General features: G+C 68.2%; 10 protein-coding genes. 4 read left to right on the forward strand and 6 right to left on the reverse strand.

Going from position 1 to position 22,915, the window contains the following annotated elements; genetic code table 11:
- Nucleotides 1-209: 209 nt before the first annotated feature.
- Nucleotides 210-2,930, forward strand: a complete 2,721-nt coding sequence (locus AC07NX_RS19090; RefSeq protein ID WP_494643939.1) for a TonB-dependent receptor — start codon at nucleotides 210-212, stop codon at nucleotides 2,928-2,930.
- A gap of 300 nt (nucleotides 2,931-3,230) precedes the next feature.
- Here AC07NX_RS19090 and AC07NX_RS19095 read toward each other — a convergent pair whose 3' ends face one another.
- The 5 genes from AC07NX_RS19095 to AC07NX_RS19115 form a co-directional block, all read right to left on the reverse strand.
- Nucleotides 3,231-4,748: a glycoside hydrolase family 27 protein gene (locus tag AC07NX_RS19095; protein WP_494643941.1), complete on the reverse strand. Its 1,518-nt coding sequence runs from the start codon at nucleotides 4,746-4,748 to the stop codon at nucleotides 3,231-3,233.
- Between the two features lie 61 nt (nucleotides 4,749-4,809).
- Nucleotides 4,810-6,366: a family 43 glycosylhydrolase gene (locus AC07NX_RS19100; RefSeq protein WP_494643942.1), complete on the reverse strand. Its 1,557-nt coding sequence runs from the start codon at nucleotides 6,364-6,366 to the stop codon at nucleotides 4,810-4,812.
- A 1-nt stretch (nucleotide 6,367) separates the two neighbouring features.
- Nucleotides 6,368-8,134, reverse strand: coding sequence for a DUF885 domain-containing protein (locus AC07NX_RS19105; RefSeq protein WP_494643944.1), 1,767 nt, complete (start codon nucleotides 8,132-8,134; stop codon nucleotides 6,368-6,370).
- 2 nt (nucleotides 8,135-8,136) lie between these two features.
- Nucleotides 8,137-9,183 (reverse strand): Ldh family oxidoreductase, encoded by a 1,047-nt coding sequence (locus AC07NX_RS19110; protein ID WP_494643945.1) that lies wholly within the window; start codon nucleotides 9,181-9,183, stop codon nucleotides 8,137-8,139.
- Nucleotides 9,180-11,552, reverse strand: a complete 2,373-nt coding sequence (locus tag AC07NX_RS19115; protein ID WP_494643947.1) for a beta-L-arabinofuranosidase domain-containing protein — start codon at nucleotides 11,550-11,552, stop codon at nucleotides 9,180-9,182. Before AC07NX_RS19115 ends, AC07NX_RS19110 begins: the two co-directional genes overlap by 4 nt.
- A gap of 225 nt (nucleotides 11,553-11,777) precedes the next feature.
- Between AC07NX_RS19115 and AC07NX_RS19120 the strand changes: the two genes are divergently transcribed.
- The 3 genes from AC07NX_RS19120 to AC07NX_RS19130 are packed head-to-tail and all read left to right on the forward strand — an operon-like array spanning nucleotide 11,778 to nucleotide 18,873.
- Nucleotides 11,778-14,126, forward strand: coding sequence for a S9 family peptidase (locus AC07NX_RS19120; RefSeq protein ID WP_494643948.1), 2,349 nt, complete (start codon nucleotides 11,778-11,780; stop codon nucleotides 14,124-14,126).
- Nucleotides 14,127-14,136: 10 nt separating this feature from the next.
- Nucleotides 14,137-16,920, forward strand: coding sequence for a DUF5695 domain-containing protein (locus tag AC07NX_RS19125; protein ID WP_494643950.1), 2,784 nt, complete (start codon nucleotides 14,137-14,139; stop codon nucleotides 16,918-16,920).
- A gap of 51 nt (nucleotides 16,921-16,971) precedes the next feature.
- A complete protein-coding gene (locus AC07NX_RS19130) occupies nucleotides 16,972-18,873 on the forward strand; it encodes a peptide MFS transporter (RefSeq protein WP_494643952.1) in 1,902 nt (633 codons plus the stop codon).
- 948 nt (nucleotides 18,874-19,821) lie between these two features.
- Here the strand turns inward: AC07NX_RS19130 and AC07NX_RS19135 are convergent.
- The gene (locus AC07NX_RS19135; protein WP_494643954.1) at nucleotides 19,822-22,764 is read right to left on the reverse strand and encodes a TonB-dependent receptor domain-containing protein; all 2,943 of its coding nucleotides are present in this window, start codon (nucleotides 22,762-22,764) and stop codon (nucleotides 19,822-19,824) included.
- Nucleotides 22,765-22,915 lie beyond the last annotated feature (151 nt).

The following is a 22,915-nucleotide window of genomic DNA, read 5'->3' on the forward strand; positions in this document are numbered from 1 at the left end:
GGCCCTTTCGCGCACGTTGATCGACACTACAAATATAGTAAAAACAATAACTTACTTTACAGGCGGCAGACCGCCCGGATTCACGGCACGGCCCGTGGCTAATGTGGCATTTGTCGGATCGTCGAATGTATATTGTATAATTTTTTTGACGCCGCCCTGGAGATGTGTCCAATTTGCACCCTGGTAATTGTCAGGGGAGAGGACAGTCCATGAGCAACAGGCACGCCATGTTGGCGGCGACGGCCCTAATCGCGATCACTCTGTGTTCGCCGGCCGTCGCGCAGGACATCACGTCGACCGACGCACAGGCGAACGCGACCGCCACCGACGAGGCCAAGACCGACGACGCGACGGAGGTCGACACCGTCATCGTCAAGGGCATCCGGGGCAGCCTGGACGCGGCGACCAAGAGAAAGAAGAACTCGGCCCAGATCGTCGAATCCATCGAGTCCGAAGACGTCGGCAAGCTGCCCGACAACAACGTCCCCGAAGCCCTGTCGCGCGTCACCGGCGTGCAGATCGAGCGCATCCACGGCGAAGGCACGAACATCACCATCCGCGGCATCCAGGGCGTCGCGACGACCATCAACGGCAACAGCAACAGTGTCGGCGAAGGCCGGTCGGCCAATCTGGCCGACATCCCCGCCGAACTGCTGAAATCGGTCCAGGTCTACAAGACCCGCACCGCCGACCAGGTCGAAGGCGGCATCGCCGGCACCGTCAATGTCGAACTGCGCCGTCCGCTGGACCTGAAGAACGGCCTGACGGTCGCCGGCAGCCTCAAGAACGTCTACGGCAGCACGGGCGACACCAAGAGCCCCTACGCCAGCCTGCTGGTCGGCGACCGGTTCGACACCGGCATCGGCGAGATGGGCTTCCTGGTCAACGGCTCCTACACCAAGAACAACTACGAGGAAGACTTTGTCGAGAGCGAGTCGCCCAACACCTTCTTCGGCACGACTCAGGCGTCCCTGCCCGCTAATCAGCAGAACATCATCGCGCCCTATGCGGTGAACTACGGCGTCGAGACGGGCAAGATCACCCGCCCGTCGATCAACTTGGTGGGCCAATGGCGCGCCAATGAACACCTGGACTTCGTCATCGAGGGTTCGTACTTCGGCAGCAAGGAAAAGCGCGCACGCGACCGCCTGCACGTCACCACCCGACAGGACGGCCACACGGTGTCGAACGTGGTCCTGGCCGACGACGACCGCACCGTGCAGTCGCTGACCCTCAACCGCGCGGCCGGCGTCGACGCCAGCGCCCAGTCCTACTATGAGGAAGCGACATCGAACAACTACACGACCAATGCCGAGATGCATTGGCACAATGACAGGCTCCAGATCAACGCCTCGACGCAATACAACTGGAGCGACACCAAATATTACGGCGTTCTGACCCTGTCTCACTTCCTGGACGCCGGCGGTAATCCGATAAACACCGTCAATGTCGATTTGAACTCCGACAAGGTGCCGGGCCGCGGCCCCTACATCACCTTCCCCACCACTGACCTGTCGAAGATCAACAACTACCAGCTCTTCCAGACGCACGACGAGCAGACCTACGCCAAGAGCCATGAATTCGTCATCGCCACGGACGCGACCTACCGCCTGAGCGAGGACAAGTTCTTCCGCAGCGCGATGGTGGGTCTGCGCTACAATAATCGCCATACCACCCGCGACTACGGCTATCGCGACACCTTCCCAACCAGCGGCCTGGCCAATTTCGCACAAGGCATCGGTGTCGAGAGGTCGAAGCTCGAGGTCGGAGACTTCTCACCCTCCTGGTACCATCTGTCCGGCAAGGACATCATGGCCAACCTGCCCGCGTTCCGCGCCGCCGCAGGCTGGGACACGGAAAAGCCGCCCAGCAACCTGGGTCAGAGCTATGTCGATGACGAGAAGTCCCTGGCCGGTTTCGTCAACCTGAACTACGGGGTCAAGAGCCGCTTCCCAATCGACGGCGTGGCGGGCGTGCGGGTCGTGAAGACCAAGGGCACAATCGACAGCTCCAAATACACCGTCGTGGATGGTCAGCCGGATATTATCACCGACGCCACGGGCAGCGGCGACTATGTCGACGTACTGCCCAGCATCAACGCCGTGATCCACTTTACGCCGAAGGTGCAGCTGCGCCTCGCATACACCTACAATGTGCAGCGGCCCAATTTCCTGGACCTATCGTCCTGGCAAACGGTCATCACGTCAGCTGGCCTGATCTTCTCCGGAAACCCGGACCTGAAGCCCAATCGCTCCACCAACTACGACGCCTCGTTGGAATACTATTTCGGCCGTGGCGGCATCGTTTCGCTTGGCGCGTTCCTTAAAAAACCCGACGGCTACATCTACTACGCCATGCATACCGAAGATCACCCCGAGCTCGGCGCCGGAATTGGTAGCGGCAAATGGCAAGTCTACAAGAACAGAAATGCCGGCCCCGGCACGTTCCAAGGCTACGAATTCAACACCTCCGGCTTCTTCGATTTCCTGCCGGGCAAGCTGCGTAACTTCGGCGCCAGCGCCAACTTCACCTACATGGCCAAGGCCACGATCGAATACACCGACTTCACGCCGGAACAGCGGCTGATCCCCGGCGTCTTCGACGCCGACAGCACCTCCAAATATACCTACAATCTGGCGCTCTACTACGACACGCCGCAGTTCAGCGCCCGGGTCGCGTACAACTATCGTGACCGCTACAAGATCACGGTCTACCAGGACAATCCCGAATACTCGCCGTACAACGACGCGACCAAGCGTCTCGACGCGGCGGTGAACTGGACGCCGCTCAAGCAACTGACGCTCAGCGTCGAAGGCACCAACCTGACCAAGGAAAACAACAACGTCTATTGGGGCCAGAACCGCATGCTGCCCCTGGGCGCGCGGGTCCAGGCCCGCACCATCCAGGTCAGCGCCCGTTTCCGGTACTGATTTTCCGGCAAGGTGGTCGGCGAAGATCCGGCCGGCCACCAACACCGCATCGCCGCCCTGGGACGGCGCCCCTCCCCCCCTCGGGCTGGCTTGTCGCCAGCCCTTTTTTTAAACCGGCTCAAGGCAGCGGCGCGGCTGTCTGGTTCACCCGCCTGATCGTGGAGCCAGGAAAAGTTCGAAGTCTTCGCCTCACGACAACCGCCGCCGTGGGCAGTCCTCGTCCTTCGGCAGGATGAGGACGAATTCGACAACGCCCCGCCCCCTCATCCTGAGCTTGTCGAAGGTCGGGTTGGGCGGCCTTCAGCCCTCGCGGCCCGTCACCCGCAGCATCACGACCCCATGGGCCGGAACCTGGAAGTCCTGCGGCCCGGCCGGCAGGTCGGCGCCGCGCCAGAGGTCCCGCACGGTGGTCAGGCCGCTCTTCCCCGCATCGCCGGGCGCCAGCTTCATCGTCGCCGTCGCCTCACCCCGGTTGAACAGGGCCACCGCCACCGCGCCGTCGGCCAGGGGCTTGGTCCACACCTCGGTCGTCCCCTCGCGCCGGACGGCCTTGCCCTGGACGCCCAGGGCGTCCTGGTCCACGGCGATCACCTCGCGGTTCTCCAGCATCTTCAGCACCTCGGGGCTGCTCTGGCGCAGGTCGTGGCCCATCATCAGCGGCGCGGCGGACATCGCCCACAGGGTCATGTGGGTGGCGTACTCGTCGTGGCTCATGCCGCCGTTGCCGATCTCCAGCATGTCCGGATCGTTCCAGCCGCCCGGGCCGGCGTGCTCGGGGCGGCCGTTCTTATCGAAGCCGATCCGGGCCATGGTCGCATAGTCGTCGGTGATGTCGCCGGTCGTGCGCCACAGATGGCCGCCCACCTTGCGTCCCCACGCGCCGACCTCGAAGCGGCCGTATTCGCACAGCGAATAGACGATCGGCCTACCCGTGGCCCGCAGCGCCGCGCCCATCTCGTAATAGGTGCGCTGCACCTTGTCGGCGTCGTCATAGAACCATTCGCCCGAGCACAGGTCGTACTTCAGATAGTCGACGCCCCAGTCGGCGAAGGTCTTGGCGTCCTGCTGGACGTGGCCGTAGCTGCCTTCATAGCCCGCGCAGGTCTTGGGGCCCGGCGCGCTGTAGAGGCCGAACTTCAGTCCGCGGGCGTGGATGTAGTCGGCCAGGCCCTTCATGTCCGGGAACTTCTCGTTCGGCCGGATCGCCCCGTCCGGTCCGCGCGTCCCCTGCCAGCCGTCGTCGATGTTGACATAGACATAGCCGGCGTCGCGCAGGCCGGTGGCGACCAGGGCGTCGGCCATGGCGCGGACCGTCTTGTCGTCGATCTTCTCGGCGAACTTGTTCCAGCTGCTCCAGCCCATCGGCGGGGTCGTGGCCAGGCCGTCGGGCGCCAGGGTCCCCAGCGGCGGCAGGGTGGTGGTCTTGAACGCTCTGGTCCGGGCGTCCGCGGCCGTCCCGTGGCGGCCGGACTGCTCGACATGGGCGTACCAGATGTCGCCCGCCAGCTTGAGGTCCTTGCCCGCCAGCACCGCCGTCCATGGGCGGGTGGCGTGGTCCTTGTCGTTGAGGTTGCGCAGCTCGAAGGTCGCCTTGCCGCCCTGGACCACCAGGTTCTGCATCTCCATCGGGCCGTACCAGGCCGTGGTGACGACGCCGCGAGGCTTGCCGCCGTCGCTGGACAGCTGGACCATGGTCACGCCCGGATAGGACGGCGCGTCGTCGAACAGCCAGAAGCCGTCCAGCGGCGTGGCCGCCTGGACCGTCCCGGCGGCCAGGACCGTGATCCCCAGCGAAAGCGTCATCAGGCCGCGAAACATGGCGTTCTCCGTTTAGACGCGGCGAGAGGGCCGCCGCGGGCCCGAGGCGGGCGTTGTTGGTCTACGGCTTGGCGTCGCAAGCCGGGGCCGCGCCGCCGCCGGAGCGCGGCGCCTGGGCCGTCGGGGCCAGGACCTCCCACTCCTGCACGGCCAGGCCGGCATGGGTTCCCTGGGCGCTGGAGGCGTCCATCACCGCGCGGATGCATCGGGCGGTCACCGGCGCGAACACGGCCGACTGGAAGCCGTCGACGCCCGTTCCGAAGCCCTTGGGATCGCGGACCGGCTTCCAGCCGCGATCCCAGTACTCCATCCGCCAGGCCTTCGGCGGGGCGACGCCCACGCCGGACCCGGCCGGCTGGTCGGCCCAGAACCGCATGCGCGCGCCGTTGATCGTAACCGGCTGGTCGAAGCGGTACTCGATCCACTGGCTGGCGGGGTTGTGCGGCGTCCAACTGCCCCACAGGTCGGGCGGCAGGGGCGCGTTGCGGACGACGCCGTCGTTCAGCGCCTTGATCCAGTACTGCACCGGCAAGGGGGCGTTGGACGCGGTGGCGGTCGCCCTCCCCGCGATGTTGCGGGTCGGCGCCGGCGGCGGCGCGGGGCGCTTGGTCGGCGTGACGGGCAGGATGGCCGGCGGGCTGACGCTGTCGTCCCAGGCCATCCTGTCGATCGCCACGCTGCGGCGGAAATGCCCGCCGCCGGCCGCGTCGGCCGTGTGGTAGGCCAGCCACCACTGGCCCTTGAACTCCACCGCGCCCGCGTGGGACGTGGTCGAGGACACCGGCCGCAGGATCACCCCGCGATAGGTCCAGGGTCCCAGCGGCGACGGGGCGGTCCCGTAGGCGATGCAGGCGTGGTAGACGGCCGGCGTGCAGTCCGACCGCGGCCCGGCCCGGTTGCCGGCGTAGAGCATGTAGTAGACGCCCTTGCGCTTCATCAGCCAAGGCGCCTCGAAGAAGCCGTCCAGGCTGTCGACCTTCACCTCCGGCCCCTTGGGCGTGACCATGTCGGCGGCCAACTCCATGCCGCGCAGCTGGCCGAACGTGCCCCAGTAGAGATAGACGCGGCCGTCGTCGTCGACGATCGCCGTGGGATCGATGTTCTGGATGTCGTTGGCCACAGGCGTCGTCTGAGAGACGATCGGACCGGCGGGGTGGGCGTCCGTCCAGGGACCGGCGGGACTGTCGGCCACGGCCACGCCGATGGCGAACCGGTCCTTGGCCTGGCTCACCGCCTGCAGGACCGGGGCGTAGAGATAGAACCTGCCGTCGCGGCCGGGGACGATCTGGCCGGCATAGGCCCGCCCGGGCTCGGCCCAGCGGAACACCGCCTCGGGCCGCGCGATGGCCGGGTAGTGCGACCAGTCGCCCGACGCCGGGTCTCGGGTCGAGAGCGCCTGCCACTCGTTCATGATGAAGTCGTTGACGTCGGCCGGCGCCTCGTCGCGGCCGGCCAGGATCCATAACGTGTCGCCGACCACCACGGGGGCGGGATCGGTCGAATAGTACCGCCCGTCCGCCAGGATCGGGTTGCCGAGAGCGTGGACGGCGACCGGCTGGGCGGCGGCCGGCGCCGCCAGGGCGATCGCCAGGCCGGCGCCCCAGACGGCGGGGCTCACATCACTCCTCATCGGGATAGGGCCCCTTGCCGCCGTCGGCGATCAGCTGGTCGACGCGGGCGTCGATCACCGGCAGCGGCACAGACCCCAGCTCCAGCACCGCGTCGTGGAAGGCGCGGATGTTGAACTTCGGCCCCAGCGCCTGCTCGGCCCGCTTGCGCGCGTCGACGAAGGCCAGCATGCCCATGTAGTAGGACAGCGCCTGGCCCGGCCAGGCGATGTAGCGATCGACCTCGGTCCGGATCTCGTGGTCGGCCATGGCGGTGTTGTCGTGCAGGTACTGCTGAGCCCGCTCGCGGCTCCAGCCCTGGGTGTGGATGCCGGTGTCGACCACCAGCCGCGCCGCGCGCCACATCTGGTAGCTGAGCATGCCGAACCGGTCGTAGGGCGTCTCGTACAGGCCCATGTCCTCGCCCAGCGCCTCGGAATAGAGCGCCCAGCCCTCGCCATAGGCCGACAGGTAGGTGTCGCGACGATAGGCCGGCAGGTCCTTGTTCTCGGCGGCCAGCGGCATCTGGAAGGCGTGGCCCGGCGCGCTCTCGTGCAGGGTCAGGGCCATCAGCGAGTACAGCGGCCGGGACGGCAGGTTGTAGGTGTTGACCAGGTAGATGCCCGGTCCGCCGCGGCCGCCGGTGTAGAAGGGCGCGATCTCGTCGGGCACCGGGCGGATGGCGAAGCGGCTGCGCGGCAGGTGGCCGAACCATTGCGACGCCTTGCCGTCGAAGCTCTTGGCGTTCCAGGCCGCGCGGTCCAGCAGGTCCTGGGGCGTCTTGGCGTAGAAGCGCGGATCGGTCCGCAGATAGGTCAGGAAGGCCGGAAGGTCGCCCTCGAACTTCACCTCCTTCATCACGTCCAGCATCCGCGCGCGGATCTTGGCGACCTCGGCCAGGCCGATCTGGTGGATCTGGTCCGGCGTCAGGTCGGTGGTGGTGAACTCGCGGACCTTGGACTGGTAGTAGGCCTTGCCGTCCGGCAGGTCATAGGCGGCGAGTGTCTTCCGCGCGCCGGGGATGTAGTCGTCGCGCAGGAAGCTCCGCAGGCGGGCGTGGGCGGGGACGACGGCCTGGGTGATGGCGTCGGCCGCCTCGCGGCGAAGCGCCGCCTGCACGGCCGGCGGGATGTTGGCCGGCAGGGTCTTGAACGGCGCATAGAAGGGCGAGGCCTCGGGCGTGGCGGCGTCGGCCACCAGGGCCACGCCGGCGTCGCGTCCCAGCAGGGTCACCTGGGCGGGGGTGAACCCGCGCGCCAGCCCCGCCCGCATGTTGACGATCTGCTGGTCGTAGTAGCGCGGGATGTCCCGCATCATCGCGATGTAGCCGCGATAGTCCGCCTCGGTCCTGAAGCTGCCGCGCGCCGATTCCGCGACGTCGCCCCAGAAGCTGCTGTCGGCGTTCAGCGGCTTTTCGTATTCGCGATACTGCTGCTCGGCCAGCAGGGCGTCGATCTGGCCCTTGTAGACGGCGTAGTTGACCTGGTTCTTCTTCGATAGCCTGGCGACCGGCAGCTCGGCCAGTTGCTTGGCCACCGTGGTCCAGCGCGCCAGCCGGGCGGCCTGGATCGCCGGGCCGACGTCGGGAAGCTTGAAGGCGTCGGTCTTGGGACCGTCCTCGCTGGGTCCGGTCTGCGCCAGGCGCCAGGCATATTCCTCGCCGGAGATCGCCTCGAAGCGCTTGTCAGCCGAGGCGGCCAGCGCCGGAGACGCGACCAGCATCGGCGCCGTCATCGCCAGACACATGACCGCCGTGTCGAAAAGCCCGGTTCGCCGCATGTCTAACCCTTCCGCTCAAGCAACATCATGATGTCTCGGTGGAGCGCGCCGGGGATCACCACCCCCTCCCGCAGGCTGCGGGCCCGCGCGGCGTAGCGGCGCTGGGACGGCAGGCGCGCGCCCTGGTCCTGGATCGCCTCGAACATCGTCTCGGCCCGCGCCAGATGTTCGTTCAGCGCGCCGCCCAGGAAGCCCGCCGGATCGAGAGCGATGATCAGTTCGCCGCCGATGGGCGAGCCGCCGCGCCCCGCGTCGGCCGCCAGCGACTCCTGGCTGGTCATGTCGCCGATCAGCGGCCCGGCCAGCAGTTCCACCATCGCCGCCAGGGCCGAGCCCTTGTGGCCACCGAAGGTGCGCATCGCGCCGCCCAGCACCTCTTCGGCCACCGTCGTGGCGGCCCCGTCGGCGTCGTAGCCCCAGTGATCGGGCACGGGGCGGTCGGCGCGGCGATGAAGCTCGATCTCGCCCCGCGCCACCACGCTGGTGGCGAAGTCGAAGACGAACGGGTCGCGACCCGGCCGCGGCCAGCCGAAGGCGATGGGATTGGTGCCGAACACCGGCCGCGTGCCGCCCTCCGGCGCGACCCAGGCGTGGCTAGGCGTGAAGGCCAGCGCGGCCAGGCCCTCGCGGGCCAACGCCTCGACCTCGGGCCACAGGGCCGCGAAGTGCACGACATTGTTCAACGCCAGGGCGGCGATCCCGAAGCGTCGAGCCTTGTCGGCCAGCACGGGCCGTCCGCGCTCGAAGGCCAGTTGCGCGAATCCTCCGCCGCCGTCGACCCGCGCCAGGGCCGGCGCGGGTTCGTCCAGCACCGGCTCGGCGTCCACCGACACCACACCCTTGGCGACGCTGTTGGTCGCCACCAGCAGCCGATAGAGGCCATGCGAGGCGCAACCGTCGCGCTCGCCGGCCACCATCGTCTCGGCGACGGCCGTTACGTGCGCCGGCGACAGGCCCGCGGCGCCCAGCACCTGGTGGGCCAGCGCCCGGACCTCGTCGAGCGAAAGCCGGACGGTGTCCGCCCCGTCGCCCTCCGCCGCCGGGCTCACGCCGTGGACGCGGGCTTGGCGGCGAACAGCTGCACGCCGAACACCGGCCCCGCCGTGCTGCGCTCCCGGGGCGCGAACCGGACCCTGATCTTGGTCTTCCCCTTGGTCAGCGCCTCGGGCAGCGGATATTCGACGTCGAAGAACTTGCCGGGATGGTCGGCCTCCAGGTGCTGGGAAGCGAGCTTGACGTTGTCGACCAGGATGTCGAAGTCGCGCTTGCGCTCGTCGCCCCAATAGGTCGCCTGCAGGATCAGCGGGCCAGGCCGCAGCTTCATGTCGAACTCGAAGAAGCCGCCCGAACGGGCGTCGCGGCCGTTGCGGTTGCGATAGGCCACCGGATAGGACAGCTCGGAGGTCAGGTTGTGGTCGCGCTCGGGCTGCATCTCGCCCAGGTGCATGATGTCGACCGAGCGGGCGCTGATGTCCTTGGCCCGGGCCTGCTCGGCCAGGAAGGCGGCTTCCTCGGTCTTCCAGGCGTCCTCGGTGAAGCGCTTGAAATAGACCGCGCTGCGGCGCTCGTACTGGCTGTAGAACGGCACGAAGTTCAGATCGCCGGGCCGGCCGACGCCGCGGGCGACATAGAGGGCCTTTTCCGGCGCGACGGGCTGGAAGCCCGTCAGCACCGCCTCGCCGACCAGGGCCGGATCCACGCCCTTCCAGGGCTCGCTGTTGGGACCCAGGTCGGCCGCCAGCACCATCGGTCCGCGGACCACCGCCACCGTGGAGTCGTCGCCAGGCGTCGCCTCCAGGCGCAGGTCCAGCGGCAGGGTGATGGCCACCACGTCGCCGGCCCGCCAGCGGCGGTCCACCAGGACGTAGCCGCCGGCCGTCTCGGCCGTGACGGCCTGGCCGTTGACGCTGACCTTGGCCTGGCCCTTCGCCCAGCCCGGCACGCGCAGGGCGATCGTGAAGCGTCCCGGCTTGGCCAGCCTGGCCAGGGTCAGGCGCGATTCCGGCTCGTAGGGATAGCGGGTCTCCAGCTTGAGACTGGCGCCGCGCGCCTTCCACTGGGCTTCGGCCGGGATGTAGAGGTTGACCAGCAAGGTCCCCTCGCCTTCCCAGAAGATCGATTCCCCGTGCTTGGCGTGGCTTTCCATGCCGGTGCCGACGCAGCACCAGAAGGCGTCGTCCTGGTTGGTCGAGTAGCCCCGGTCCGCGCCCGTCAGCAGCGGCGTCATGTAGGTGAAGCCGCCGGTCTTGGGGTTCTGGGCCGCCATCACATGGTTCAGGTGGGCGCGCTCGTAATAGTCGAACAGCCCGCCTTCCGGCCGCCAGCTGTAGAGCTGCCGGGTCAGCTTGAGCATGTTGTAGGTGTTGCAGTGCTCGCAGGTCTGCTCGCTGATGTGGGCGGCGATCGTGTCGGGCGCGGCGAAGTACTCGCGGTCGGCGTTGCCGCCGATCACGTAGCTATGGTGCTGGGTGACGGTGGTCCAGAAGAACCTGGCCGCCGCGGCGTCCTGCGGCTTGCCGGTCAGCTCGTAGAGCCGCCCCAGCCCGATCAGCTTGGGCACCTGGGTGTTGGCGTGGAAATTGGCCAGCTTGTCCTGCTGGGCGACCAGGGGATCCAGCACCTTGCGGTCGTAGATCCGCTCGGCCACGACCAGCCAACGGCGATCGCCGGTGCGGGCGTAGAGCTCGGCGTAGCTCTCGTTGAGCCCGCCATATTCGCAGCCCAGCAGGGTCTGCATCTGCTCGTCGTTCAGCGCGGCGAACACGCGCTCGAAATAGCCGCCCAGGCCCACCGCGACATCGAGCGCCTGCTGGTTTCCCCAGGCGCGATGGACGTCCAGCAGGCCGGCGAAGGTCTTGTGCACGGTGTAGAGCGGCGACCAGGAGCCGTTCAGGTCGAAGCCGCCCGAGCGGATGTCGCCCTTCATCACCTCGCCGAAGATCTCCTCGCCGTCGACGACCGTACCGTCCTTGCGCTTGCGCTGCAGGGCGCCGACATAGCCCGTGCCGCGCTTGGCCTGGGCCCTGGCCAGCTCGCCGACGATATAGTCGGCGCGCCGGCGGCATTCGGCGTCGCCGGTCTGCTCGTACATGACGACCAGAGCCGACACATAGTGGCCCAGGGTATGGCCGGCGATGGTGTCGGACTCCCACCCGCCATAGATCTCGCCCTTGGCCGCCAGGCCCGCGAAGGTCATGAAATTGTGCAGGAAGCGGTCGGGGCTCAGCCGCAGCAGGTAGGCGCGATTGACCTCCACCGCGGTCGCGTATTCCGACGGCAGCAGGCGAACCGACGACAGCGGCAACGGCGCGGCCTTGGCGGGAAGGGACGCGCCCCGGGCCTTGGCCAGGGCGCTGATCGGCTGGGCCATTCCGGCGAACGCCGCGGCCGTCAGCATCAGATCACGGCGTGTCGCCATTTGCACTTCCCCCACATTTGATACCGTATACGATCTTAGGGTGACGTTCTTCGCTCGTCAATCTGGCGTATGGCGCCCCGGTCCGAACCACCAAGGCCACGCTCTTGCCAGCAACCTTATTCGTCTGACTATATATCGTATAATCTTCTTGACGCTGCGACGGCGAACCGGTTTGTGCGAAGTCGGGAAATGGGGAGGCGCGGCATGGCGGCGAACGGACTATCCATGACCAGGCAAGGCGCGGCCCGCCTCGGCCTGGCGGTTCTGGCCCTAGGCCTGATCGCCCCCTCGGTCGCCAATGGCCAGCCCCTGCCGCCCAGCTCGACGACGTCGACCAACCCCGTCCCCCCGCCGCCGATCGCCGAGCGCTATCGGCGCGCGGACCTGTTCCTGCGCGGCGGCCTGGGCCAGTTCATCGTCGACGACAACCTGCAGCCCCAGTTCGTCGCCGACGGCCGCGGCCTGCTCTACCGTCGCGGTAAGCCCGGCCAGCGCGCCATCACCTATCTGAACCTGGCCGACCGCCGTCAGAAGGTGATCGCCCTCGAGGCCGACCTGGTTCGCCGGGTCTCGGCGGCCCTGCCGGCGCCACCCGCCACCCCGCCTCGGATCGAGATCATCGACTTCGATCCCCGCACCGACGCCCTGATCTTCACCGCCGCCGACAAGCAGTGGAAATCCGCCCGTGGCGACCTCGTGGAAGACCCGGTCAAGGCCTTCGATCCGACCCTGTCGCCCGACGGACGGTTCAAGCTGGTCGCCCGCGACTTCAACCTGTTCGCGGTCGACACCAAGAGCGGACGGGAAGTGGCCCTGACCACCGACGGCTCCCGCGAGCAGCCCTATGGCCGCGACATCCCGCAACTGTCGCAGATCCTCAAGGCCGGCGCCGAGGAGCCCGACATGCCCGTGTCGGCCCAATGGTCGCCCGACAGCCGGCGCATCCTGACCTGGCGGCTCGACACCCGCGGCGTCAAGCGGCTGTCGATCACCCAGCAGAATCCGGGCGGCCTCTATCCTCGGAGCTTCTCCTACATCTACCCCCTGGCCGGCGCCGAAAAACTGCCCCAGGCCCAGCGGCTGGTGATCGACGTCGAGCAGGCCTTCCGCGACGGCGCCGGCAAGATCGTGCCGCTAGCCATCCCGTCCGAGGCCCTGCTCTACCCCGCCGCGCCCGACATGGGCTGGGATGGCGACCGTGTCCGCGCCCAGTGGACCGAGCGCGGCTACGGCCAGCTCGTCATCTATTCGGCCGATCCGGCCAGCGGCGCGGCCGAGGTCGTGGCCCGCGAGAAGGTCGCGCCGCTGGTCACCGTCACCTCGTCGAGCCTGCGGCCGGCGCCGGCCCTGGGCGGCGAGCTGGCGATCTCCGAGCGCAGCGGCTGGGCCCAGCTCTACCTGGTCAAGCCCGACGCCCCCGACGGCGGCAAGGCCCTGACCACCGGGGCCTGGGAAGTCCTGTCGGTCGACCATGTCGACGCCCGCGACGGCCTGCTGGTCGCCGGGGTCGGCCGCGAGCAGGACCGCAACCCCTATTACAAGGCGCTCTATCGCGTCGGCCTGGACGGAGCGCCTCCCAAGCTGCTGACCCCCGAGCCGCTCGACCACGAGACCACGGTCTCACCCGACGGCCGCTGGATCGTCGACGAGATGTCGAGCCCGGCGGAGCCGACCCGCACCGTGCTGCGCGATGCGCGCGACGGCCGCCTGGTGCTGGAGCTGGGCCGGGCCGATCCCAGCGCGCTCTGGGCCGCCGGCTTCCGGCCGCCCGAACCGTTCACCGGCGTCGCGGCGGACGGCATCACCCCGCTGTACGGCATGATCTTCCGGCCGATCGGCTACGACCCGAGCCGGCGCTATCCGGTGATCGACAACGTCTATACCGGCCCGACCACCACCCAGACCCCGACCTCCTGGCGCGACTCGGTCTCGGCGGCCGGCAACAGCGTCGCCCAGATCGGCGCGGTGGTGGTGATGATCGACGGCCGCGGGACCTCGCGTCGCGGCCAGGCCTTCCGCCTGCCGGCCTACCAGAACCTGGGCGAGGTCGGGTTGGACGACCACATCGCCATGATCCGGCAGATGGCCCGGAAGGATCCCGCGCTCGACATCACCCGGGTGGGCGTGTTCGGCGGCTCGGCCGGCGGCTACGACGCCGCGCGGTTCGTGTTGCGCCGGCCGGAATTCTTCAAGGTCGCCGTCGCGTCGTCCGGCAACCACGACCTGCGGCTCGACAAGGCCTGGTGGCCGGAAGTGTCGATGGGCCTGGCGGACGAGGCGACCTGGGAGCGCAACTCCAACATGTCGGTGGCCGGCAACCTGCAGGGCAAGCTGCTGCTGGTCCACGGCGACATCGACGACAATGTCCCGGTCACCGAGAGCGTCCGCCTGGCCAACGCCATCATCCAGGCCGGCAAGGACGTCGACCTGGTGATCCTGCCCAACACCAGCCACGCGGTCTATCAGCCGTTCTTCTGGCGCAAGCTGCGCGACTACTTCACCCGCAATCTGCTCGACGAAGCGCCGCCGGCCGCCCAGCCGCCCGTGCGCCTCGCCGCCACCACCGCGAAATGACGAGGCCCCGATGACGAACCTTCGCCCGCTGGCCCTGACGGCCCTGCTGCTGGCCACCACGCCGCTGGGCCTGAGCGCGACCAGCCTGGCCCGCGCCGAGGAGTCCGCGCCCGCTCCGGCCCCGGCCAAGAAGGTCTTCGCGCCGATCGCCCGGACCACCTATCGCACCGCCCAGTTCCGGCTCGACCTGCGCGCCGACACCCAGACCCTGGCCCGCCTGTCGCCGATCGCCGAGCCCGGCTTCGACTTCACCCCCGGCGGGCGGGAGGCCGAACGCCAGGGCGACGGCTACGTCCATGTCGGCGACATCCACCTGCGCCTGCGGACCGAGGGCGGCGCGTGGCGCGACTTCAGCTCAGCCCACCAGCGCAAGCCCATCCGCCGCCTGCCGGCCGGCGGCGCGACCCTGGCGGCGGCCGACATCACCGCCTCCCTGGGCCCGGATTCGCCGCTCCGCGTCCAACGCCGCTGGGTCGCCGAAGGCGGGGCGCTGGCCCTGCGCTTCGTCCTGACCAACACCTCCAAGCAGGCCGTCGAGATCGGCGGGCTGGGCCTGCCGATGGTGTTCGACAACATCATCACCGACCGCTCACTGGAGGAGGCCCACGCCCAGGCCAGCTTCGTGGATCCCTATATCGGCCGCGACGCCGGCTACCTGCAGGTGACCCGCCTGAACGGCAAGGGCCCCGCCCTGCTGGTCCTGCCCGAGAAGGCGACGCCGCTGGAGGCCTATCGGCCGATCCAGCAGGCCGGGCGCGGCGCCAAGCCCGGCGACATCTTCACCGACCGCAGCGAGCGCGGCCAGACCTCGGAGGGCTTCTACGACTGGACGGTGGCCAGCAAGGGCTTCGCCGAACAGGACTGGAAGACCGCCGGCGAGCAGTGGAACACGCCCACCAGCTTTTCCCTCGCCCCGGGGGCCAGCCGCACGATCGGCGTGCGCCTGGTCACCTCGCCCTCGCTTCGCGCCATCGAGGACACCCTGGTCGCCAACGGCCGCCCGGTCGCCGTCGGCATCCCCGGCTATGTCGTGCCCACCGACCAGGACGCCACGCTGTTCCTGAAATCGCCCAAGCCGGTGGCGAAAATCGACAGCTATCCGGCCGGCGCCCTGACCGCCACGGCCGTCAAAGCCCCCCTTGGCACGTCCGGTTCGGGATGGTCGCGCTACGCCGTCCGGGCGAGCGGCTGGGGTCGGGCGACCCTGTCGATCACCTATGCCGACGACAGCGTCCAGACCGTCTCCTATTTCATCACCAAGCCGCTCGACCAGACGATGGCCGACCTGGGTCGGTTCTCCACGACCAAGCAGTGGTTCGAGGACCCGTCCGATCCGTTCAAGCGCTCGCCGGGCATCCTCACCTATGACCGCCAGGCCGACAAGATCGTGACCCAGGATCCGCGGGTCTGGATCTCGGGCATGAGCGACGAAGGCGGCGCGGGCAGCTGGGTCGCGGCGATGATGAAGCAGCTGGACAATCCCGACGCCGGCGAGGTGGCCAAGCTGGAGCGGGTGGTCAACGAGACCATCGTCGGCGGGCTGCAGGTCGCCGAGGGCGAGCACGCCGGGGCGGTCAAGAAGAGCCTGTTCTACTACGCCCCCGACGAACTCCCGAATTACTACGACCCCAAGATCAACTGGAAGTCCTGGACCTCGTGGTCGAAGAAGGACGCCGGCGACCTTGGCCGCTCCTACAACTATCCGCACGTCGCCGCCGGCCACTGGGTGCTCTATCGCCTGGCCCGCAACCACGACGGCCTGGTCAAGACCCACGACTGGCGCTGGTATCTCGACCACGCCCAGACGACCGCCGTGGCGATGATGCGCGACGCGCCCTACTACGCCCAGTTCGGCCAGATGGAGGGCGATGTCTTCGTCGACATCCTCAAGGATCTTCGCCGCGAGGGCATGACCGACAAGGCCAACGCGCTGGAGGCCCTGATGAAGGGCCGCGCCGACCACTGGAAGACCCTGCCCTATCCGTTCGGCAGCGAGATGGCCTGGGACTCCACGGGCCAGGCCGAGGTTTATGCCTGGATGCGCTTCTTCGGCCACCAGAAGCAGGCCGACGAGACCCGCGAGGTGATCCTCGCCTACGATCCGACCATCCCCAGCTGGGGCTATAACGGCAACGCACGGCGCTACTGGGACTTCCTCTACGGCGGCAAGGTGCCGCGCATCGAGCGGCAGATCCATCACTACGGCTCGACCCTGAACGCGGTGCCGCTGCTGGACGCCTACCGCGCCGACCCCGGCGACCTGCACCTGCTGCGGGTGGCCTATGGCGGCCTGATGGGCGGGATCACCAATATCGACCAGGACGGCTTCTCGTCGGCGGCCTTCCATTCGGCGCCGGACATGATGTCCTGGGACCCCTACAGCGGCGACTACGGCATGGGCTTCTTCGGCCACGCCTATGCGGCGGCGACCTATCTGGTCAAGGATCCGACGTTCGGCTGGCTGGGCTTCGGCGGCAATGTCAGCCAGGCCGACGGCGTGGTGCGCATCACGCCCAGGGACGGGGCCCGCACCCGGCTGTTCGTGGCCCCGATCGGCGCCTGGCTGACCCTGGAGGCCGGCAAGATCGACGCCGCCGCCTACACCCCGGCCACGGGCAAGCTGACCCTGACCCTGGCGGCGCGGGACGCGGCCACCCCGGCGGCCCGGCTGCTGGTCGAGGCCACCACCAAGGGCGCCCGCCCCTATCGGCCGGCCGGCGCGGTCCTGGAGCGGGGCGCCTACACCTTGCCCCTGAAGGACGCCCCGACCACGATCGACCTGACCCCGAACTGAGCCGGAAAGCCGCAGCGACATGACCAGGATCGAACAGCCCGAGGCGCGCCCATGAACATCGTCATCGTCATGGGCGTCCTGGTCACGCTGCTGACCGGCGTCCCCGTCCTGATCCAGCTGCTGCGCGATCACCCCCGGGGGCTGCTGATCCTGTTCTTCGCCGAGATGTGGGAGCGCTTCTCCTATTACGGCATGCGCAGCATCCTGATCTTCTACCTGACCCAGCACTTCCTGTTCGACCCGAAGACGGCCAGCGCCCACTACGGGTCGTACACCTCGCTGGTCTACCTGCTGCCGCTGATCGGCGGCTTCCTCGCCGACCGCTATCTGGGGGCCCGCAAGGCGGTGATCTTCGGCGCCGTCCTGCTGATCGCCGGCCACCTGACCATGGCGATCGAGGGCGCGCCGGCCACCCAGACCCTGGCCTATGGCGGCCACACCTACGACTTCGTGTCCGAAGGCCGCGGCGAGGGCCGGGTCTCCAGGCTGGTCGTCGAGGGCAAGCCCTACGCCGTGGCCGCCTCCAGGACCGGCGACTTCGCCGTGCAGGGCCTGCCGGCCGACGCCCCGATCCCGGCCGTGCTGCCCAAGGGCCAGTACCAGCTGGGGGTCACCGGCCGGGACCCGGTCTATCTGAACGTCTTCTGGTTCGCCCTGGCCCTGATCATCGTCGGGGTCGGCTTCCTCAAGCCCAACATCTCGACCATCGTCGGCCAGCTGTATCCGCCGGGCGACCGCCATCGCGACCCGGGCTTCACGCTCTATTACTACGGCATCAATCTCGGCTCGTTCTGGGCCTCGATCCTCTGCGGCTTCCTGGGGGTGACCGTCGGCTGGTGGGCCGGCTTCGGCCTGGCGGGCCTGGGCATGGTCGCCGGCTTCGTGGTCTTCGTGCTGGGCCGGCCGCTGCTGCGCGGCAAGGGCGAACCGCCGGTGGCGAAGACGCTGAGCCAGCCGTTGCTGGGCCCGGTGAACCGCGAAGGGCTGATCTACGTCCTGTCGCTGGCCGGGGTCGGGGCGGTGTGCCTGCTGGTGCGCTACACGGTGATGGTCAACTGGGCCCTGATCGCCGGCATGCTGGCCTCGCTGGGCTACATCCTGTGGTTCATGATCGCCCGCTGCGACAAGGTCGAGCGCGAACGCCTGGGCCTGGCGGTGTTCCTGATCTTCGGCGCGGTCGTGTTCTGGACCCTGTTCGACCAGGCCGGCTCGTCGCTGAACCTGTTCGCCGCCACCAATGTCGACCTGGACTTGGTCGCCGAGCCGGTGCGGCTGCTGAACGGCGCGGTCACCCTGGCCGCGCCCGAACAGCTGGCGGCCGCCGGGATCGACAAGGCCTCGACCTTCTGGATCAACACCAGTTTCAACGCCGCCCAGACCCAGGCCCTGGGCTCGGGCTGGCTGCTGATCTTCGCCCCGGTCTTCGCCTTCCTGTGGACCTGGCTGGGCCAGCGCGGCAAGGACCCCAACCCCGTCGTCAAGTTCGGCCTGGCCCTGTTGCAGGTCGGCGCCGGCTTCCTGCTGCTGCAGCTGGGCGCGCACCTGGTCGACGGCGCCTTCCGCATGCCGCTGGCCTTCCTGCTGCTGATGTACCTGCTGCACACCACCGGCGAGCTGTGCCTGTCGCCGGTCGGCCTGTCGCAGATGACCAAGCTGTCGCCGGCGACCATGGTGTCGTTCGTCATGGCCGTCTGGTTCATGGCCGTGTCGATCGCCGGCAAGGTCGGCGGCTTCGTCGCCGGCCTGACCGCCACCGAGACGGTCGGCGGCCAGGTGCTGGACCCCGCCGCCGCCCTGGCCCAATCGCTGACGGTGTTCAACTGGATCGGCGGGATCGCCATGGTGATCGGCCTGGGCTTCCTGGCCCTGGCTCCGGTTCTCAAGACATGGTCGCACGGCTCGGACGAAACCGACCACCACGCCCCGGTGGACACCGCGACGAAGGCGGGCTGAGCGGCCGACGCCGCTGGCCCCCTCCGGCCCTTCGGGCCACCTCCCCCAGAGGGGGAGGATCTGATGACCCGCCCCGCGTAGCTGCTCCCCCTCTGGGGGAGCTGTCGGCGAAGCCGACTGAGGGGGTCTCGCGGCACGATCTCTCGTCCTCACGCGGGAACCCGCTGAGCTGGTGGGGAGGGTGCGAAGCGCCCGGGCCTCGCCCGGATGATTTGCAGTTTTGAGTACCGTTTCGACGAAGTCCGAACGCTTCGCGTGGAGCCGTTATCCGGAAGCCTTCGGGTCGCGGATTCTTAACCCGCCCCGATGGAGGCCCCCGACGGGCAGGACGTTGGCGCGTCCTGGACCGCCCGGGCGATTTCAGCCCGGGCCTGCTGGCCTGATCCGCCTGTCCCGGGCGCCGAAGCTTCGTCGCGACTGAGGCGCACCTGCCGCGGACCGACCCGGGATGCTTCCGAGGAAGCGCGGCGGACAAGCCTTCCCGCTCGTCCACCCCCGAAGGCCGCATCGGTCGCCGTACGTGCGCCCTCCCCTGCCTTCAGGTGAGATCAGGATAAGGGTGGTTCGAAGGGGTGAGGACCAAATCGGGTCGAGAAAAATTAGAGCGTTGATTTCGCGAAACTTTGTCTGCTGAACACCGAGCGTAAGACTCCAAAACCTCCGCTCATCCCGGCGAATGCCGGGACCCAGATGGCATAGCGGAGGGGTGAGTTCCCCAAGCTCGGCGCTCCTCCAATCAACGCCCACGCCATGGGATCTGGGTCCCGGCATTCGCCGGGATGAGCGGATTGAAAGTGGGCGGCTCCCATTCCGCTGCTTAGCCCCCGGTGATCTCCAGGCCCCATAAAAAAACAGCCACCGCGGGGGCGCGATGGCTGTTGGAGTTGGGGGAGGTTCACCCCCGAGGACCCGCGACGCCGCCGCCGGTCCTCGGGAAAACTGTAGGCCTTAGAAGTCCATGGTCAGGCCGACGAACAGCGTCCGGCCCATCGGGTCGTAGACGCCCGGATAGGTGTTGCCGTTGCCGAACGAGCTGAGCAGGCCCGCGGCGATCACCGGCGGATCCTTGTCGAAGGCGTTGTTCATGCCAGCCCGCAGGGACAGCTGCTCGCGCACCTTCCAGTTGGCCGCCAGGTCGAAGTAGCTGTAGGCCTTGATCTTGCGGTTGATCTCGACGTAGTCGCCCTGCAGGAACGGGTTGCTGTCGTTGCTCGACAGGTCGGTCCCGCCGAAATAGCGCCAGTTGACCGAGACCGTGGCCGGGATCCACGGCAGGGTCCAGGTCGTGCGCAGCTGGTGGCGCCAGGCCGGGTTGGGCTGGCCGCAGGTCGGACCGTAGAGACCCTTGCAGTTATAGGCGCCCAGGCCGGGCAGCTGCTCGATCTTGCGGCTGTTGAGGTAGGTGCCCACGAAGCTGAAGTCGAGGCTGCCCCAGTCGCCGCCCTTGGTCAGGGACGACAGGTCGAGGCGATAGTTGCCGGTCACGTCCAGGCCCGAGGTCTGCAGGAAGCCGGTGTTCTGGTTGGTGGCGACGATGTAGCCGCGATCGCCGAACAGCACGCCCGAGGTCGGGTCGCGGTGGAACAGGCTGCAGAAGTACGGATTGCTGGTCTGGACGCACTGGTTGATCACGGTCGGAGCATCGACCGAGCCGATGTACTGGTCGACATAGATGTCGAAATAGTCGAGCGACATCGAGAAGCCCGGCAGGAAGCGCGGGGTCAGCACGACGCCGGCGGTGCGGGTGTCGGCGACTTCCGGCTTCAGGTCCGGATTGCCGCCGCCCTGGGTGACGCAGGTCTCGGCCGGACATTCGGGGATCTTGCCGTACTGGGCGGCGGTGACCCCGGTCAGGGCGCAGGCCGCGGCGGAGGCCGTCGGCGTCGCCCCGGCGCAGGGGTCCACCGCCGAGACGTTGCCCAGGCCCTGGGGCGCGAACAGCTCGCTGATATTGGCCGCCCGCACCGCGCGGTTGTAGCTGGCGCGGAACCGCACGTCCGAGGTCGGCGCATATTGCAGCTCGACCTTGTAGGTCGAGACCCGCTTGTCGAGATAGTCGTACTTGGAGGTCCGATAGCCGGCGTTGACCGACAGGCTCTTGATGAACGGCGCGTCCTGGACCAGCGGCAGGTCCATTTCGCCATAGGCCTCGGTGACGCTGAAGGCGCCGGCGTTCTCCTTGGTCCCGGCCGCCTGGGCCAGGGCGTCGGCCTCGAACTTCAGTTCCTCGCGGCGATGCTCGACGCCCAGGGCCACGGCCGCCCCGTCCTCGGCCCACGGGCTCTTGATCCCGTACTGGCCCAGGTCGCCGTTCACGTTCGCGTTCAGCACCTTCTCGCGCTGGACGCCGTGGGTGTAGGTCGGGGCGTAGAGGTACTTGTAGGCCGCCGCGCTGAGGCCCTGGTACTTGAACACGTCGATCGGCACGCAGTTGGGATCGGTGCCGTCGACCACCGACTTGCAGGTCGGCGTCCCATTGACGCTGACCACCTGCAGGGCCTTGGCGGCCTTGGCGTTGTCGACGTTGTTCTTGTAGCTCTCGTCGAGCACCACCTGCGAGTAGAGGAAGCCGGCGTCATAGGTCCAGCCCGGCGCGATCTCGCCGCGCGAGCCGAGGTTGATGCGGTAGTCGGTGTGGCGCAGGTCGTCGCGGCGCGGCGAGCTGCCGGGCCCGGTCAGCCGGTAGCCGATGAAGGTGTCCTGGTTGACGTCCGTGCCCGCGGCCGAGCCGCAGAGCGTCGCGGCCTGGGACGCCGACATCAGCGGGTTGTTGCAGTTGATCTTGAACGTCGTCCCCTGGAACAGGGCGGACGGCGCCGCCTGCGAGAAGGTGTGGTCGTCCATGAACATGAAGCTGCCGTAGACCTCGGCGGCCTTGCTGATCTCGTAGTGCGCGAAGGCGCCGGCCGTGTAGCGGCTGTCCGAGCGCTGGATGTAGTTGGTGGGCGCGTAGTTGTAGAGGAACGAGCTGTCGTACGGGACCCAGGTCTTGTTGCCGTCCTTGGTGTTGTTCAGGGTCTGTCCGGCGTTGGGGCCGCTGAGCAGGGTGAACAGGCCGTACTCGTTGTTGCTGGAGCCGCCGCAGACCAGGGCGTTGTTGCGTTCGCCGGCCAGGTTCAGGCCGCAGGCCGAATAGTCGCGGGTGTCCTGGGTGACCGGCTTGAGTTCGCGATAGCCGACATAGAAGGTGACATTGCCCTTGCCGTCCGGCGAGTTCATGCCGAAGGCCAGGTTGATGTCGGTCCGCGCCCCGTCGGTGACGTGCTTGTCGGGCAGCTTGTAGCCGGCGCTGGTGATCAGCGACCGGGGATAGCTGTTGTCGTTGGTGTGCTGGGCGATGCCGTACTGGGCGTCCAGCCGCAGGCCGTTGAGGTTCTTCTTGAGGATGAAGTTGACCACGCCCGACACGGCGTCGGAGCCGTAGACCGCCGAGGCGCCGCCCGTCACCACGTCCACCCGGTCGACCAGGGCGCTGGGGATGAAGTTCACGTCGGCGGTCTCGGCCGGCAGCATCCGCTGGCCGTCGACCAGAACCAGCACGCGGCTGGAGCCCATGTTGCGCAGATTGACCCGGGCCGTGCCGTCCGAACCGTTCGAGCCGTTCTCGTTGGAGTCGGCGGTGAACTGCGGCAGGCGGTTCAGCACGCTCTCGATCGAGGTGGCGCCCTGGTACTTGATCTCGTCGTCGCCGACGACGGTCATCGGGCTGGCCGAGGCCAGGTTGGGCCGCTTGATCCGCGACCCCGTCACCACCACCGCGTCCAGGGTCGCCGGCTCTTCGGCCGTGGCGACCTGCTGGGCGAAGGCGGCTGGAGCCCCGGCGGCGACCGACAGGACCGCGACGGCCGCCGCTCCCGCCATCAGTTCAAGGCGCGCCAGTCTGCTGCGCATGGAATTCCCCTCCAGAACGACCGCGCCTCCCACAGGCGCGCTTCGGCAGCAGGAAGGCACGATAATATTATTTATGTCAAATATCTTATACGATATACATATAACGCAGTGCTGACGCCCGCCTGGAGGGCGGATTGCGCGCATCGGCGCC

Source organism: Caulobacter sp. GW821-FHT09A05, from assembly GCF_059418465.1.

Excerpts from the sequence above, each read along its gene's own strand:
- AC07NX_RS19090 (WP_494643939.1), top strand. The coding sequence starts at position 210 with ATGAGCAACAGGCACGCCATGTTGGCGGCGACGGCCCTAATCGCGATC.
- AC07NX_RS19115 (WP_494643947.1), bottom strand. The coding sequence starts at position 11,552 with ATGGCGACACGCCGTGATCTGATGCTGACGGCCGCGGCGTTCGCCGGA.
- AC07NX_RS19135 (WP_494643954.1), bottom strand. The coding sequence starts at position 22,764 with ATGCGCAGCAGACTGGCGCGCCTTGAACTGATGGCGGGAGCGGCGGCC.
- AC07NX_RS19130 (WP_494643952.1), top strand. The coding sequence starts at position 16,972 with ATGAACATCGTCATCGTCATGGGCGTCCTGGTCACGCTGCTGACCGGC.
- AC07NX_RS19105 (WP_494643944.1), bottom strand. The coding sequence starts at position 8,134 with ATGCGGCGAACCGGGCTTTTCGACACGGCGGTCATGTGTCTGGCGATG.
- AC07NX_RS19120 (WP_494643948.1), top strand. The coding sequence starts at position 11,778 with ATGACCAGGCAAGGCGCGGCCCGCCTCGGCCTGGCGGTTCTGGCCCTA.
- AC07NX_RS19125 (WP_494643950.1), top strand. The coding sequence starts at position 14,137 with ATGACGAACCTTCGCCCGCTGGCCCTGACGGCCCTGCTGCTGGCCACC.
- AC07NX_RS19095 (WP_494643941.1), bottom strand. The coding sequence starts at position 4,748 with ATGTTTCGCGGCCTGATGACGCTTTCGCTGGGGATCACGGTCCTGGCC.